Genomic DNA, 14,527 nt, shown 5'->3' with positions numbered 1-14,527 from the left:
CCGTGCGCCTGCTTTTTAAAAACGGATTGCGATCAGCGTGTGAGATTGGCGATCGGGAAGATCGCGCAGGTCTCCGTGCCGTGGGCGAGCAGCTTGCCGGCGCCGTCGCGCAGCCAGGCCTCGGAGGTGGCGATGGTGCGACCGCGATGCACCAGCCTGCCCTCGCACGTCACCTCGCCCATTCCCGGCAGCACCGGGCGCACGAGGTTCACCTTGAACTCGACCGTGGTATAGGCCTCGCCCGGCTTGATGGCCGAGAACACGGCGCAACCGAGCGCCGAATCCATGATCGTCGCCGTCCAGCCGCCATGGACCGTGCCCAAAGGGTTGAGATGGGTTTCGTCCGGCAGCCCCTTGAAGACCACCCTGCCCTCCTCGACCTCGGTCATCCCGAACTTCAGCGTCTGCGCCATCGGCGGCGCCGGAAGCACGCCTTCCAGCATCGCCTGCATCACCTTCAGCCCGCCGTCGCGCGCGACCACGTCGAGCGGCAGCGTGCCGATGCCCGAAACGGCAAGGCCCGGATAGAGTTCGACATTCATGAAACGGTCTCCGATGGATTTGCGGCGGCAAGCGCCTTGAGCGTCGCCTGGACGAAGCCGTCGCGGGCGCTGGAAAGCTCCAGCCCGCGCGGTTCGCAGACGTGCCGGTTGAGAAAGTAGGCGGCCAGCCGGAAGCCCTCGGAGAGCGCCTGCCGGTCGGCGGCGCTGCTGCCGACCGCGCCGAGGAACGCCGGCAGCGCCAGCATCCTGTCGGCCCAGGGGGCACCGGCGGTGCGGCAGACGGCCCGACCGGATTTCGGCGAGACAAAGACGAGATCATCCGTCTCGCCGGTCGCCGCACAGCGGGTGAGATCGAGACCGAAGCCGAGATCCTCCAGGACCGCCAGCTCGAAGCGGACGAAGAGCTCGCCCGCATCGGCGGGATCCTCGAGATGCTCCAGGATCACGCCCAACATCTCGAAGAGATGCGGATGCGGGTCGCGCTCCGGCAGGAAGCGCAGGAGTGCCGCCATCGCCTGCACGCCATAGACGGCGATCGCCGCCTCCATCAGCTTGCCCGCCCGCAGTTCCAGCGGCTCGACGCGGTACTCGCCGATGTGCTCGTCGAGGCGGGCGCGCCAGGTCGCTTCCACCGTGTTGCCGGGCTGAAGCACCGGCTGCATGGTGCGTGAGCGGCCGGAGCGGATCACGCCGAGATGGCGGCCATGGCTGCGCGTCATCATCTCCGCGATGACGGATGTCTCGCCATGGCGGCGCACGCCGAGCACGATTGCCTCATCGGTCCACTGCATGGGCAAAGCCTTACGCCCGGCGGGCCCGGCGGGCAAGTGCGGAGCGGGCGGCCATCGCCACGGCGGTTTCCATCAGAATTCGAGGCGCATCACCACGCGGTTGGGCGACGGACTGTGGGCGATGTCGAAGCCGGCCCTGCGGAACAGCGACGCCGTTCCCACTTGCTTGTCGCCGCTCCCCAGCCGGTCGCGCGCCGGAAATCCCTCGATCGCGCGGGCGCCGCTGGCCCTGGCGAATTCGACGGCGCCGGCCAACAGCGCCTGCGTGATCGACTGGCCGCGGCGGTCCGGACGGACGAAGAGGCAGGGGACGAGCCATGTGCTGTCGTCCTCACCTCGGTCGGTTGCCTTCAGCGTCGGCGTCTTCACAGCACGCAGGTAGCGGGAGCGCGGGCCGACCGCGACCCAGCCCACAGGCTCCGCGCCGTCCGTCGCAAGCAGCCCCAGCGGCGTGGCCGAGCTTCCGGTGAGCGCGACGAAGGCCGCCTTGTTGCCGGCCGCTCCAGCCGCGTGGAATTCCTTCACCCGCCGGATGAACCACATGCACCAGCAATTCTCCGCCACCCTGTCGCAGGCGAGAAGCCTCTGGAGGGCGGGGATGTGATCGCTCGTCAATGGGTCCAGTTGCAGGGGCATCGCCGTTCGGTGGTTCGTTTCGGTCGCTCTTTTCGGTGGGCCGAATTCTGCCGCAGGGCCAGGCGATTGGCCAGTCCGGATCGGCAGCCAATTGCCCCGGGCGACGGACTGCTCGCACGCCCGACGCATGAGGTACAGCGACGGAAGTTCGACCGCAGGAGGAAGCGGTCGGCTCAGGCGGACGCGACGCGCCTTTCGTCCCTGATCTTGCAGACGCGGTTGCGCCCGGCGTTCTTGGCCCTGTAGACGGCGTCGTCCGCGTCGCCCATGAGCTCCATGGGCGTCGGATGGCGCGCCTCGTCGCGCAAGGCGAGGCCTATGCTGACGGTGACGGTGCGCCTGACCTCGTTCGGATGGACGGAAAACAGGCGCTGGACGTTCGCGCGGATCAGTTCTGCGGTGGCTTGCGCCTGCTCGTCTTCGACATCGGCCAGGACGGCGACGAACTCCTCCCCGCCGAGCCGGGCGACGAGATCGCCCTCGCCGACGCTCGCCGCGATCGCCCGGGCCACCAGAACCAGGCAGGCATCGCCGTGGACATGGCCGAAGCTGTCGTTATAGGCCTTGAAGTGGTCGATATCGACGATCAGGAGCGCCTGGCGCGGACCCTGCCCGCGCAGCACGTTCATCAGCTTGCGGCGATTGGCGACGCCCGTCAGCGGATCGGTCAGGCTCAGCGCCTCCAGCTCCCGGTTGGCCACCTCCAGCGCCGCGCCGCGCCGTTTGAGCGTCTCGGCAAGCTTGCGGTTCTCGCTCGACAGGCGCAGGGCGAGGACCAACTGCGCACCGATGCCATGCGCGATGACGGTCAGGGCCAGGCACAGGAGTGCGGAGGCGACCGCCAGCAGATCGCCGAACTGATGCTCGCTGCGGGCCAGCCCGAACGTGAACAGGGCGAAGATCGGCACTTGGAACAGGTTGTAGGCCGGCGGGTAGACGACGGCCGGGAACGTCACCGTGACGGCCCCCATGGCAATGCAGCAGATCACCAGCGCCTGCTGCTCGTCCCCGTGGCCCAGCATCCAGGCACCGCCGGCACCCCATAGCAAACCGGACGAAAAATAGCAGACGTGGATGACCTGCGCCCAATGGCACGGCGTCCAGCCGGCCGGCCGATGCCTGCTTCTGGCCACCGCGCTGCCGATATGAAGCAGCGCCACGGCGCCGACGCAGGCGACCCAGGCGACAAGAACAGACGCCGTCTGCGGGCCCCAGTAGGTCAAGAGCGCCAGGAAGGCGCCGGCGATGCTGAGGAACGAGGCGGGCGCGTTCTTGTAGAGCGCGTCCATCTGCAGCGCGAGCAAGTCCGATCGCCGGTCGGTCTGCGTTGCGTCCGTCATCCGCCGTCCCCAGTTGTCCGGCACGGACGCTACCACACCTATCCTAAGATTTGCTTGCCGCGGGGCAAGGCGTTGACGTTCCGACGATGCGCTGCCGTAACGCCGCGACCGTCGCGTGTGCCCTCACCGGCGCTTCAGGGCTTCTGCCAGGGCCGCGCCGAGCGCTCCCTGGCCTGTGGCTTCCGGTTTCTGCGGCGGGGTGCGGCCGTTGCCGCTGCGGGCGTCGCGGTTGCGGTCCTCGCGGCTCCTGTCCTCGCGCTGGGGCTGCGCGTCGCCGCCATCCTTGCGCATTGAAAGCGCGATCCGCTTGCGCGGCACGTCCACGTCCGTCACCCGCACCTTGACCACGTCGCCGGCCTTGACCACTTCATGCGGATCCTTGACGAAGCGGTCGGCGAGCTGGGAGACGTGGACGAGCCCGTCCTGGTGCACGCCGATGTCGACGAAGGCGCCGAAGGCGGCCACGTTCGTCACCGTGCCCTCCAGCAGCATGCCGGGCTTGAGGTCCTTGATGTCGTCCACACCGTCGGCGAAGGTCGCGGTCCTGAACTCCGGGCGTGGGTCGCGGCCAGGCTTCTCGAGTTCAGCCAAAATGTCCTTCACCGTCGGCAGGCCGAAGCGCTCATCGACGAAGATCTTCGGGTCGAGCTGCTTCAAGACGGCGCTGTCGCCCATCAGCGCGCGCACGTCGCGACCGCAGGCGGCGACGATCTTCTTGGCCACCCCATAGGCTTCCGGGTGGACGGAGGAGGCATCCAGCGGCTCCTTGCCGTTCGGGATGCGCAGGAAGCCGGCGCACTGCTCGAAGGTGCGCGCGCCGAGGCGGGCGACCTTCAAGAGCTCCTTGCGGCTCTGGAACGGGCCGTTGGCGTCGCGGTGGGCGACGATCGCGTCGGCCGACGACTTGCCAAGGCCGGAGACGCGGGCGAGTAGCGGCGGCGACGCCGTGTTGAGATCGACGCCGACGGCATTCACCGCATCCTCGACCACGGCGTCGAGCGAGCGCGACAGCCGGCCCTGGTCGACGTCGTGCTGGTACTGGCCGACGCCGATCGACTTCGGCTCGATCTTGACGAGCTCGGCCAGCGGATCCTGCAGGCGGCGGGCGATGGAAACGGCGCCGCGCAGCGAGACGTCGAGGTTCGGGAACTCCGCGGCCGCGGTCTCGGACGCCGAATAGACCGATGCGCCGGCCTCCGACACGATCACCTTGGTCGGCTTGGGCGCCGGCAGTTGCGCCAGCATGTCGGCGACCAGCTTCTCGGTCTCGCGGCTACCCGTGCCGTTGCCGATCGCGATCAACTCGACCTTGTGCTTGCGCACCAGTGCTGCGAGCTCGGCCTGGGTGCCGCGGATGTCGTTCTTCGGCGGGAAGGGATAGACCGTCGTCGTCTCCAGCACCTTGCCGGTGTTGTCGACGACAGCGACCTTCACGCCGGTGCGGATGCCCGGGTCGAGGCCCATGGTGGCGCGGGTGCCGGCGGGGGCTGCGAGCAGCAGGTCCTTCAGGTTGCGGGCGAAGACGCGGATCGCTTCTTCTTCGGAGCGCTCGCGCATCTCGCGCATCAGGTCGAGCGACAGCGACATGGAGAGCTTCACCCGCCAGGTCCAGCCGATCACGTCTGAAAGCCACTTGTCGCCCGGCTTCTGGCCGAGCGCGTAGAAGGACGCGATGATGCGTTCCACGGGCTTCACGGTCTCGGTGTTGTCGAGGTCGACGACGATATCGACCGAAAGGACCTCCTCGTTCCAGCCGCGCAGCATGGCCAGCGCCCGGTGGCTCGGAACGCCGGACCAGCGCTCGGTGTGCTCGAAATAGTCGGAGAACTTGGCGCCCGCCTCCTTCTTGCCTTCTACGACGCGCGAACGCAGCCAGGCGTTGCCCTTCATGTACTCGCGCAGGCGCTTCAGAAGGTCCGCATTCTCGGTGATCTTTTCGGCGACGATGTCGCGTGCGCCCTCGAGTGCCGCCTTGGCATCGGGCACGTCGGCGGAGAGAAAGCCGGCGGCCAGTTCTGCCGGCACCTTTTCGCGTTCGGAAAGGATCTGCTCTGCCAGCGGTTCGAGCCCGCGTTCGCGGGCGATCTCGGCCTTGGTGCGGCGCTTGGGCTTGAAGGGCAGGTAGATGTCCTCGAGCTCGGCCTTGGTGGAGACGGCGGCGATCTTGGCGGTAAGCTCGTCGGTGAGCTTGCCCTGGCCGGAGATCGATTCGAGGATCGAGGCGCGGCGGGCTTCAAGCTCGCGCAGATAGACGAGCCGCTCGGACAGCGTGCGCAACTGGGTGTCGTCGAGCCCGCCGGTCACTTCCTTGCGGTAGCGGGCGATGAAGGGCACGGTCGCCCCCTCGTCGAGGAGGCCTACGGCCGCGGTGACCTGCGCAGCATTCGCCTTGATCTCGGCGGCGATCATGTTGGCGATCTTGAGCGGGGTGGCGGCCATGAGCGTCTCCTATCCGATGATTGCGCGCAGACCATGACGACCGTTGCCGGTCAAACGCTGCGGCGGGCGGCGACCATAGTGTGCAGCCGCCCGCCCGCCAATCGCCAGATCGGGCGGGGTCCACAGGATATCGCGCGCCAAAAGTCTCAGAACCGGACCGGCTCCAGCGGCGGACAGGCGGCTTCGAAGGCTTTCAGCCGGGCCTCGGCCTCGCCGATGTAGTCGCGGGCATAAGGCACGGCGTCCTGGTGGCGGGCGAGCTGGAGCTGGATGATCGGCAGGCGGTCGTGGCGGAAGGCGGCTTCCATGGCGGCGAGGTAGAATTCCCACATGCGGCAGAAGCGCTCGTCGTAGAGCTTGGCCGCCTCGTCCCAGCGGGCGACGAAGCGCTCGCGCCAGGCCCGCAGCGTCCAGGCATAGTGCATCGGCAGCATCTCGATGTCTTTGACGAGGAAGCCGGCCCGCTCGATCGACGGCAGCACCTCCGACAGGGCGGGCAGGTAGCCGCCGGGGAAGATGTATTTCTCGATCCAGGGGTTGATGGCGCGGGCCGGCTTCACCCGGCCGATATAATGCAGGACAAAGACGCCTTCCTTGTTAAGAACCCGCGCCATCGTCTTGAAGAACTTGCCGTAATTGGCAAGGCCGACATGCTCGAACATGCCGACGGAAACGATCCGGTCGAACTCGCCCTTCAGGTCGACATAGTCGGTCAGCTCGAAGCGGACGCGATCGGACAGGCCGCGCTCGGTGACCCGTGCACGGGAGACGGCGAGCTGCTCCTCACTGAGCGTGATGCCGGTGACGTCGACGCCGGAGCTTTCGGCCATGTACATGCCGAGCCCGCCCCAGCCGGAGCCGACCTCCAGCACCCGCTGGCCCGGCTGAAGCAGAAGCTTGGCAGTGATGTGCCGCTTCTTGGCGGTCTGCGCCTCCTCCAGCGAAATGCCGCGCGGCTGGAAATAGGCACAGGAATATTGCCAGTCGTGATCCAGGAACAGGTCGAACAGCCTGGCATCGAGGTCATAGTGATGGGCGACGTTGCGGCGGTTTCGGTTGACGGGGACGCGGGCGGAGAACTGGTAGGCCAGAAGCCGCAGCAGCGACTTCGCCTTGAGGCCCGGCGTCGCGGCGCGGCGGATGCCGTTGCGGCGCAGGAGCGAGAGCATCTCGAAGATGTCGCCCTCTTCCACGACCAGCCGCCCATCCATATAGGCCTCGCCGAACTTCAGGGCCGGATCGGCGGCGATCTCGCCTCCCACGGTGTCGTCGGCAAGGCGGATGCGCAACGGACGGCCGGCGCCGTCGCCAAAGGCAACCACGCCCCCTGTCGCGTCGACGACCTGCAACTGGCCGGTCCTGATCACGCGGCCGAGCATTGCGGAAAAATCGGAAGCCATATGTCGTTCCCCTGCCGTCGGCATCGACGCGAGCGCGAGCCTAGCGATCTGCCGGCGCTACGCAACCCGCCCGCAGGCCTGTACAGGCGCAACATGCGGTTTCCTTGTAACAATTCCTCAATTTCTTGCTGCCTATCCTGCCCTCCTAGATGCAACGCGGGGCTTGCGGATGCGAAAATCCATGCTGATGGCGGCAGCAGCGGCGGCCGCGCTGCCGATATCGCTGTCGACATCGCCGCCCGCAGAGGCTGCCGAAACGATCAACCTCCTGATCTGGCAGGCCTATATCGATCCGTCGATCCTGTCGGACTGGTCGGCACGGACGGGCATCGCCGTCCACCAGACCTACTATGACAGCAGCGATGCACGCGACGAGGTGCTTTCCAATCCCAGCAGCGATATCGATCTCGTCGTCACCGGCGAGAACGGGGCGAGGCTCTTCGGCGATCGCGGCATTCTGCAAGCGCTCTCGCCCGACACGCTTCCGTCACTTTCGGAGTACGACGAAAGCTGGACGAAGCGCTGCGGCGGATACGGCGTGCCCTATCTCTGGGGAACTATGGGGATCCTCTACCGGTCGGACGCGGTCACCACGACACCGACTTCCTGGGCGGACCTGATGAAACCCGGCGAGCCGCTGCGGCACCACATCGCCATGTTCGACGACCACAACGAGGCCTTCGTGCCGGCGCTGGTCCTGCTCGGCAAGTCGATCAACGCGAACGACGAGACGACGCTGCGGGAGGCCTTCCAGATGATGAAGGCGCAGGCGCCCTACGTGCTGACCTACGACTACGTCATCACCTCGATCCAGAACCCGGATGTCGGCCCCGACGTGCACTTGGCGCTCGGCTACAGCGGCGACCAGCATGTCCTGGACGAGATGACCGGCAAGGAGCGGCTATGGCGCTATGCCGTGCCGTCCGAGGGGACGCTCTTCTGGCTCGATTGCATGGCCATCAGCACCCGCTCCAAGCACACCGAGGCCGCGCTGGATCTCCTGAACCACATCGCGGGCGCCCAAAGTGCCGCGCGCAATGCCATCGCCCTCCAGATGCCGACCGCGAACCGGGCGGCGCTCGAACTCATCCCCGCCGACATGCGCGGGAACGCCGAAATCTACACCGCACCGGAGATCCTGGCGAAGAGCCAGTATCAGGAGGAACTCAGCGTTCCCTCGGTGCAATCCCGCCGTCGCATCATCAGCAGCCTGGTCCAGTTCCGTGACACTCGGTAAGCGCGCCTTCCTCCTCATCTTCCCGGTCGTCCTCGCAGGCTACGTCGTGGCCGCCACCCTGCTCTACATGAGCCAGAGCGCCTCCGTCCGGGGGCTCGAGCGGGCGCGCCTGTGGCAGCAACTGGGCCTTCTGGGGGCGGTATTCCAGAACGACGTGACGCAGAACAAGAGCCTGATCTATTCGCTGGTCGAGGGAACGGCGATGCGCCTGTTCGTCAACGAGCCGGATGCCGGCTACCGCTCGAACGCCATCGGCGTGATGATGCAGGAAAGCATCAGGTCGCTGTCGGACGATCCCACCCGCTTCGTCTCCCTGACCGTCATCCGCCCGCCGCTTTCGATCGATTACTACTACGAGAACAGCGACGATCCGTTCGCGGAAATCCCGAAGGTGCAGGTCGAGCATGCGCGGCGGCTGATCGACAGCCCCAAGCTCTCCGACTGGACCTATCTGAAGCCGCAAGGGGCGGAGCCGCTGATCGTCCATTCGGAATTCCTCGACCAGCAGACCTTCAATCGCCCCGTCTCCAGCGCCAAGGCCGGCTCGATCCTGATCCAGACGGCCGTCCGCCCGCGCCAGTTCCTCGAAATGAAGGCGAAGCTCGAGCAGGAGTACGGCGCCGAAGTCGAGGTTTCGACACATCCGCTGACCGCGACCGGCGCCGTGTCCGCGACGGCCAAGCTCGGCCCCATGCTATACGCGCGCCTGACGCCGCACGAGGGCCATGTCGATGACAAGCTTGCGAACCTGAAGGCGCTGCTCGCGGTCGGCGCCATCGGCCTCAGCCTCTTCACCATCGGCCTCGTGCTGCTGCTGGTGCGCCGGTTCATCACCAATCCGATCGCCCGCCTCGACCGGCAGCTGACCGACGTCATGTCCGGCAAGCGCAGCGAACTGACGCCGGTCGAGGAACTCGGCGAGATCGGCCGGCTTTCGGTCAACATGAAGCAGCTTCACGACGATGCGGTCGAATCCTTCGGGCTGGTGCGGACCGCGTCGTGGACCGACACGCTGACCGGCATCTCCAACCGGGCGCATTTCAATGACCGGTCCACCCAGATCCTGGAACTGGCGCGCGCATCCAGCGCCGGCTGCACGCTGCTGTTCATCGACGTCGACAACTTCAAGTTCGTCAACGACAAGTATGGCCACAAGGTCGGCGACGAACTGCTGACGACGCTCGCAGCAAGGCTGGAAATGCGCGTCAAGGCGGTGACGGAGCGCCGCGTCCTGCCGGATGCGCTGGTGGCGCGTCTCTCCGGTGACGAGTTCGCGATCATGGTGCAGTCGCATCCGGGCGACGGCACCGTCAGCGAGATCTCCGAAGCGATCGTGCGGCTGTTCGACGGCGGCTTCGAAGTGCTCGAACAGTCCTATCCGGTCACGGCCAGCATCGGCATCGCGGTCTTCCCCGAGGATGCAGCCGACCTGCCGGAACTGATCGCCAATGCGGACGCGGCCATGTACCAAGCCAAGGCGCAGGGCAAGAACGGCTCGGCGCGCTACTCGCGCTCCCTGCACGAAAAGCGGACGCGGCAGCGCCACATCGAGGAGGAACTGCGGGCGATGAACCCGGACGACGAGATGCACCTCGTCTTCATGCCGATCGTCGACGGCCACGGCAAGGTGACGGCCTGCGAGGCGCTGTTGCGCTGGACGTCGCCGCTGCTCGGCCGGGTCACGCCGGACGAGTTCATACCCATTGCGGAAACCACCGGCCTCTTCAGCAAGGTCGATTCCTGGGTCATCGACACGGCAATGGCCAATTGCCACCGGATCAAGCAGTTGTTCGGCGCGGAAACCATCCTCTGCATCAACATCTCGTCGGCGGAACTCTATAACCGCTCGATCGCCGATCGCTTCTGCGATGCACTCGACCGGCACGCGGTCGAGGCGCGCTCGATCGAGATCGAGCTGACCGAGACCTTCGCCGTCAAGCTCGGTGACCAGTCGCAGCGCAATATCGACATGCTCAGGTCGAAAGGCTTTCGCATCTCCATCGACGACTTCGGCGCCGGCTACACCTCGGTCCAGCAGATCATCGACTATCCGGCCGAGACGATCAAACTCGACCGGGCGCTCGTCGAGAGCCTGACCAATTCGTCAGCGCTGCCGACGCTGCGCGCCCTGATCGCGCTCTGCCACGCGCAGGACATGCAGGTCGTGGCCGAGGGCGTCGACACGACGGAAAAGATGACGCTGCTGGCGGCTGCGGGCTGCGACCTCTACCAGGGCTACCTGATCAGCCAGCCGCGCACCGTCGAGGATCTCGGCATATGGGCGATGCAGCGCCTGCTCGAACAGGCGCGCGAGAGTGCCGGGGCCAAGGCGCCGGCAAAGGGTCGCAAGACCAGCCGGACGTGAGCCGGCCGGTTCGGCACGCCTGCTGCGGCGACCGCCCCGCCTCTGCGGGCGCGGCAGCGGTCATCCGCGCAGCGCGTCAGTGCGGGAAATCGAGGCCCATCTCGCGGAAGCGCGCCGGGTCGTCGCCCCAGTTTTCGCGGACCTTGACGAACAGGAAGAGATGCACCGGCTGCTCCAGGATTTCCGACAGCTCCTTGCGGGATGCCATGGAGATCGCCTTGATCGCGTCGCCGTTCTTGCCGAGCGCGATCTTCTTCTGGCTGTCGCGCTCGACATAGATCACCTGCTCGATGCGCACCGAGCCGTCCTTGCGCTCCTCCCACTTCTCCGTCTCCACGTGGGAGGAATAGGGAAGCTCCTGGTGCAGGCGGAGAAACAGCTTCTCGCGGGTGATCTCGGCTGCGAGCTGGCGCATCGGCAGGTCGGAGATCTGGTCCTCGGGATAGTACCAGGGGCCTTCCGGCAGCGCCTTGGCGAAATAGTCCATGACGTCATCGCAGCCCGAGCCGTTCAGCGCCGAGATCATGAAGGTGCGCTCGAACGGCACGACCTCGTTGGCGGCCTTGGCGAGCGCCAGGAGGTGTTCCGGCGAAACCTGGTCGACCTTGTTCAGCACCAGGATCTTCGGCTGCTTGACCTCCTTCAGTCCCTCCAGGATCGTCTCGGCATCGCCCTTCAGGCCACGCTCGCTGTCGATCAGGAACATGATGAAATCGGCATCCTTGGCCCCGCCCCAGGCGGTCGTGACCATGGCGCGGTCGAGCCGACGGCGCGGCTTGAAGATGCCGGGCGTATCCATGAAGACGATCTGGGCGTTGTCATGGATGGCGATGCCGCGCACGATCGCCCGGGTCGTCTGCACCTTGTGGCTGACGATCGAGACCTTGGCGCCGACGAGGCGGTTGACCAGCGTCGACTTGCCGGCATTGGTGGCGCCGATCAGGGCGACGAAGCCGGAACGGGTCGGTGCACCGCCTTCAGTGGCTTCGTTTTCTTGTTCTGTCATGACAAATCCGTTTCTATGGCTGCTCGCGCCGCGCATCATGATGCGCACAGGTCGCGGCCGCACTCAATCGTTTCCAATGGCATTGTGGCCGGCAGCCCCTGGCTGTCCCGGCCCCGGTTCAGTCTTCCGGCTTCTGCCAGATACCTTCCCGCTCCAGCACTTTCGTCGCCGCGGCCTGTTCGGCCGCCCGCTTGGAGCGCTCGCTGCCGGTCGCGGGCGCCACGCCGGCGATCTCGACCGTCACGGTGAACCGCGGGTCGTGATCGGGGCCGGTACGCTCATCGATGCGGTAGACCGGCGTCGTCGAGAACCTGGCGTGCGCCCATTCCTGCAGTTCGGTCTTGGCGTCGCGCCGGCCGCCGTGCTCGCTTCTGGCCCTGTCCTGCCAGTTGCGCAGGATGAAGCCCCTCGCCGCCTCCAGGCCGCCGTCGAGATAGATCGCCGCGATCAGCGCCTCGACCACGTCGGCGCGCACGTTCATCATCGGCTTGGCAGTCAGCTTCTTCACGTCCGCGCCGGTGCGGATGAACTGGTGCAGGCCGAGGTCGTCGGAGACCTGCGCGCAGGTCTCGGCGCTGACGAGGTGGTTGAGCCGCACAGACAACTCGCCTTCGCTCGCCTCGCGGAAGGTCTGGAACAGCATTTCCGCCACGCACAGGCCCAGGACGCGGTCACCGAGGAACTCGAGCCGTTCGTAGTTGCTGCCCTTGGCCGGCCGGGCGCTCGCATGGGTGATCGCCCGGTCGAGCCGCTCCTTGTTGGTGAAGGCGTATCCGATCGCGGCCTCGAGACGGCCGCGATTTTCGTCGTTCAGCGGCTTGGCCGATTTCATTCGACAACCTTGAACAGGCGATCCCAGCGCAGGTTCGTCGGCCACTTCCAGATCTCGCGGAAGGCGGTGTCGTTGCCGAGCGAGAAGAAGATGAGGCTGGCGCGGCCGATCAGGTTCTCGGCCGGCACGAAGCCGACGTCGAAGCGGCTGTCGGCGGAGTTGTCGCGGTTGTCGCCCATCATGAAGTAGTGGCCCTCGGGCACGATGAACTCGCGGGTGTTGTCGCCGATCGTGCCGATGCGGGTGTCGAGCGTATCGAAGGAGACGTCGTTGTCCAGCGTCTCGCGGAAGACCGGGATGTTCTCGCCGTTGTCATACTGGCCGTCGGCGCGGAAGAAGCCGGCCGGCTGGCGCGGCACCGGCTTGTCGTTGATGAAGAGGACGCTGTCGCGGACCTGGATGCGGTCGCCCGGAAGGCCGATCACGCGCTTGATGTAGTCGATGTCCGGATTCGGCGGGAAGCGGAAGACGACGATGTCGCCGCGCTCCGGATCGCTGCCGAAGATGCGCCCGGAGAAGAGGTCGGGCGAAAACGGCAGCGAATACTTCGAATAGCCGTAGGAAAACTTGTTGACGAACAGGTAGTCGCCGACCAGCAGCGTCGGCATCATCGATCCCGACGGAATGGTGAAAGGCTGGAAAAGGACGGTGCGGATGACCACCGCGAGCAGGAGCGCCTGGATGATGACCTTGACGTTTTCCCACAGGCCGCTCTCGGCCTTCTTAGTCTTCTCTGTCACGCCTGATTTGTCCTCTTGTGCAACCATGCCGCCCTCTTAACCCAAGTCCTGTCGAATTGAAATGCGAGCGGCGAAAATGCCGTCCGCCCGTTGCCGGCGCCTCATCACGGTGCTGTGACGGGGAGTGCCTCGATGATGACGAAAGCCTGCGCCAGCGGGAAGTCGTCGGTGATGGTGATGTGGATATGGGCCTGGTGGCCGGGCGGCGTCATCGCCTCCAGCCGCGCACCGGCCCCGCCGGTGAGCTTCATCGTCGGCTTGCCGCCGGGAAGGTTGACGACACCCATGTCCTTCCAGAACACCCCCTGCGCCAGCCCCGTGCCCAGCGCCTTGGAGCAGGCCTCCTTGGCGGCGAAGCGCTTGGCATAGGAAGCCGCGCGATTCTTGCGCGCGTCGGACTTCCTTCGCTCGATCTCGGTGAAGCAGCGATGGGTGAAGCGTTCGCCGAAGCGTTCGAGCGACTTCTCCACGCGGCGGATGTCGATCAGGTCGCTGCCGATGCCGATGATCATGCTCTTCTTCCTGTTTCCGTCCGGTTCTGCGTTGCCGGGCGCCTCATTTGCAGGTCGCCGGCGGCGATCCTGACTCAAGGCCGCGACCCAGAACCCTTTGAAGGCGGCGCTTGCGGAATGCCCGGACGCCAAACCTGGTTACGAGGTAGGCGGCGGCCGCCAGCGGCACCCCTAGCACGAGCGAGCCCACGAGCATCGGCTTGATGACCGGCGCCCAGAGGTCTGAAAATGTCAGATGGTCGAGCAGATGCGCGAGGTCAATGGGGCTGCCGCCATGTTCCGATGCGGCCCCGAGCACGAGTTCGCCGGCCCGGAACGTTCCGGCCCAGATGAAGGGCAAGGTCAGCGGATTGGCAAACGTGGTCGCGAGGGCCGCGGCGATGACATTGCCCGACAGGACGTAGGAGACGGCCACCGCCAGGATGACATGAAGGCCCAGGAACGGGGTCAGCGCGGAAAACATGCCGACGGCTACGCCCGTTGCCACGGAATGGGGAGAGGCGGACAGCCTCAGGATCCGTTTTCCGAGATACCGGAACGGGCGGCTGAGGCCCTTTCTGGGCCAGAACAGATCTCGGACCCGGTCGCGCCAGGTTGCCGGCTTGCGGCGTCTAAACAGCATGGTCCAGACATAGCCGATCGATTGGTGGCATTTCAATGACCGCGACGCGAAACCGCACACGGCCAGATGGTGGCGCAATCAGTTCGTTGCGCCACGGATCGGCA

Annotated in this window: 13 protein-coding genes; 2 read left to right on the top strand and 11 right to left on the bottom strand. The window is 66.2% G+C overall.

What is annotated here, in order from left to right; translation table 11 throughout:
• Positions 1-32: 32 nt before the first annotated feature.
• From GGQ64_RS19385 to GGQ64_RS19360, 6 genes are all read right to left on the bottom strand, one after another.
• Positions 33-542: a PaaI family thioesterase gene (locus GGQ64_RS19385; RefSeq protein ID WP_183806970.1), complete on the bottom strand. Its 510-nt coding sequence runs from the start codon at positions 540-542 to the stop codon at positions 33-35.
• Positions 539-1,294, bottom strand: coding sequence for a DNA repair protein RecO (recO, locus tag GGQ64_RS19380; RefSeq protein ID WP_183806969.1), 756 nt, complete (start codon positions 1,292-1,294; stop codon positions 539-541). Before recO ends, GGQ64_RS19385 begins: the two co-directional genes overlap by 4 nt.
• Before the next feature lie 72 nt (positions 1,295-1,366).
• Entirely contained in the window at positions 1,367-1,930 is a 564-nt protein-coding gene (locus GGQ64_RS19375) for a GNAT family N-acetyltransferase (protein ID WP_183806968.1), read from the bottom strand.
• 173 nt (positions 1,931-2,103) lie between these two features.
• Positions 2,104-3,270 (bottom strand): GGDEF domain-containing protein, encoded by a 1,167-nt coding sequence (locus tag GGQ64_RS19370; protein WP_183806967.1) that lies wholly within the window; start codon positions 3,268-3,270, stop codon positions 2,104-2,106.
• Positions 3,271-3,393: 123 nt separating this feature from the next.
• Positions 3,394-5,709 (bottom strand): Tex family protein, encoded by a 2,316-nt coding sequence (locus tag GGQ64_RS19365; protein WP_183806966.1) that lies wholly within the window; start codon positions 5,707-5,709, stop codon positions 3,394-3,396.
• A 146-nt stretch (positions 5,710-5,855) separates the two neighbouring features.
• Entirely contained in the window at positions 5,856-7,109 is a 1,254-nt protein-coding gene (locus tag GGQ64_RS19360; RefSeq protein WP_183806965.1) for a cyclopropane fatty acid synthase, read from the bottom strand.
• Positions 7,110-7,296: 187 nt separating this feature from the next.
• On the opposite strand from GGQ64_RS19360, the gene GGQ64_RS19355 reads away from it, so the two are divergent.
• Together GGQ64_RS19355 and GGQ64_RS28210 are read left to right on the top strand one after the other, a co-directional pair.
• Complete coding sequence (locus GGQ64_RS19355; RefSeq protein ID WP_425488528.1) at positions 7,297-8,346, top strand: polyamine ABC transporter substrate-binding protein; 1,050 nt, start codon at positions 7,297-7,299, stop codon at positions 8,344-8,346.
• A complete protein-coding gene (locus GGQ64_RS28210) occupies positions 8,333-10,711 on the top strand; it encodes an EAL domain-containing protein (protein ID WP_183806963.1) in 2,379 nt (792 codons plus the stop codon). Before GGQ64_RS19355 ends, GGQ64_RS28210 begins: the two co-directional genes overlap by 14 nt.
• 76 nt (positions 10,712-10,787) lie before the next feature.
• Here GGQ64_RS28210 and era read toward each other — a convergent pair whose 3' ends face one another.
• From era to GGQ64_RS19325, 5 genes are all read right to left on the bottom strand, one after another.
• The gene (era, locus tag GGQ64_RS19345; protein ID WP_183806962.1) at positions 10,788-11,717 is read right to left on the bottom strand and encodes a GTPase Era; all 930 of its coding nucleotides are present in this window, start codon (positions 11,715-11,717) and stop codon (positions 10,788-10,790) included.
• Positions 11,718-11,835: 118 nt separating this feature from the next.
• Positions 11,836-12,549 (bottom strand): ribonuclease III, encoded by a 714-nt coding sequence (rnc, locus tag GGQ64_RS19340; RefSeq protein ID WP_183806961.1) that lies wholly within the window; start codon positions 12,547-12,549, stop codon positions 11,836-11,838.
• Entirely contained in the window at positions 12,546-13,316 is a 771-nt protein-coding gene (lepB, locus tag GGQ64_RS19335) for a signal peptidase I (protein WP_210300323.1), read from the bottom strand. Before lepB ends, rnc begins: the two co-directional genes overlap by 4 nt.
• A 77-nt stretch (positions 13,317-13,393) precedes the next feature.
• Positions 13,394-13,801 carry a holo-ACP synthase gene (gene acpS / locus GGQ64_RS19330; RefSeq protein ID WP_183806959.1) on the bottom strand — a complete coding sequence of 136 codons (408 nt, stop codon included), beginning with the start codon at positions 13,799-13,801 and terminating at the stop codon, positions 13,394-13,396.
• Between the two features lie 43 nt (positions 13,802-13,844).
• A complete protein-coding gene (locus tag GGQ64_RS19325; RefSeq protein WP_183807154.1) occupies positions 13,845-14,423 on the bottom strand; it encodes a DUF2062 domain-containing protein in 579 nt (192 codons plus the stop codon).
• Positions 14,424-14,527 lie beyond the last annotated feature (104 nt).

The organism is Mycoplana azooxidifex, from assembly GCF_014196765.1.
In the GTDB taxonomy this organism is placed as follows: domain Bacteria; phylum Pseudomonadota; class Alphaproteobacteria; order Rhizobiales; family Rhizobiaceae; genus Mycoplana; species Mycoplana azooxidifex.
The sequence above is the reverse complement of the archived record's forward strand: the minus strand, read 5'-3'. Positions and strand labels throughout refer to the sequence as shown.

Bases quoted from the DNA above. Each gene is read 5' to 3' on its own strand.
- GGQ64_RS19385 (WP_183806970.1), bottom strand. From the start codon at position 542: ATGAATGTCGAACTCTATCCGGGCCTTGCCGTTTCGGGCATCGGCACG.
- recO (WP_183806969.1), bottom strand. From the start codon at position 1,294: ATGCAGTGGACCGATGAGGCAATCGTGCTCGGCGTGCGCCGCCATGGC.
- GGQ64_RS19375 (WP_183806968.1), bottom strand. From the start codon at position 1,930: ATGCCCCTGCAACTGGACCCATTGACGAGCGATCACATCCCCGCCCTC.
- GGQ64_RS19370 (WP_183806967.1), bottom strand. From the start codon at position 3,270: ATGACGGACGCAACGCAGACCGACCGGCGATCGGACTTGCTCGCGCTG.
- GGQ64_RS19365 (WP_183806966.1), bottom strand. From the start codon at position 5,709: ATGGCCGCCACCCCGCTCAAGATCGCCAACATGATCGCCGCCGAGATC.
- GGQ64_RS19360 (WP_183806965.1), bottom strand. From the start codon at position 7,109: ATGGCTTCCGATTTTTCCGCAATGCTCGGCCGCGTGATCAGGACCGGC.
- GGQ64_RS19355 (WP_425488528.1), top strand. From the start codon at position 7,297: ATGGCGGCAGCAGCGGCGGCCGCGCTGCCGATATCGCTGTCGACATCG.
- era (WP_183806962.1), bottom strand. From the start codon at position 11,717: ATGACAGAACAAGAAAACGAAGCCACTGAAGGCGGTGCACCGACCCGT.
- rnc (WP_183806961.1), bottom strand. From the start codon at position 12,549: ATGAAATCGGCCAAGCCGCTGAACGACGAAAATCGCGGCCGTCTCGAG.
- lepB (WP_210300323.1), bottom strand. From the start codon at position 13,316: ATGGTTGCACAAGAGGACAAATCAGGCGTGACAGAGAAGACTAAGAAG.
- acpS (WP_183806959.1), bottom strand. From the start codon at position 13,801: ATGATCATCGGCATCGGCAGCGACCTGATCGACATCCGCCGCGTGGAG.
- GGQ64_RS19325 (WP_183807154.1), bottom strand. From the start codon at position 14,423: ATGCTGTTTAGACGCCGCAAGCCGGCAACCTGGCGCGACCGGGTCCGA.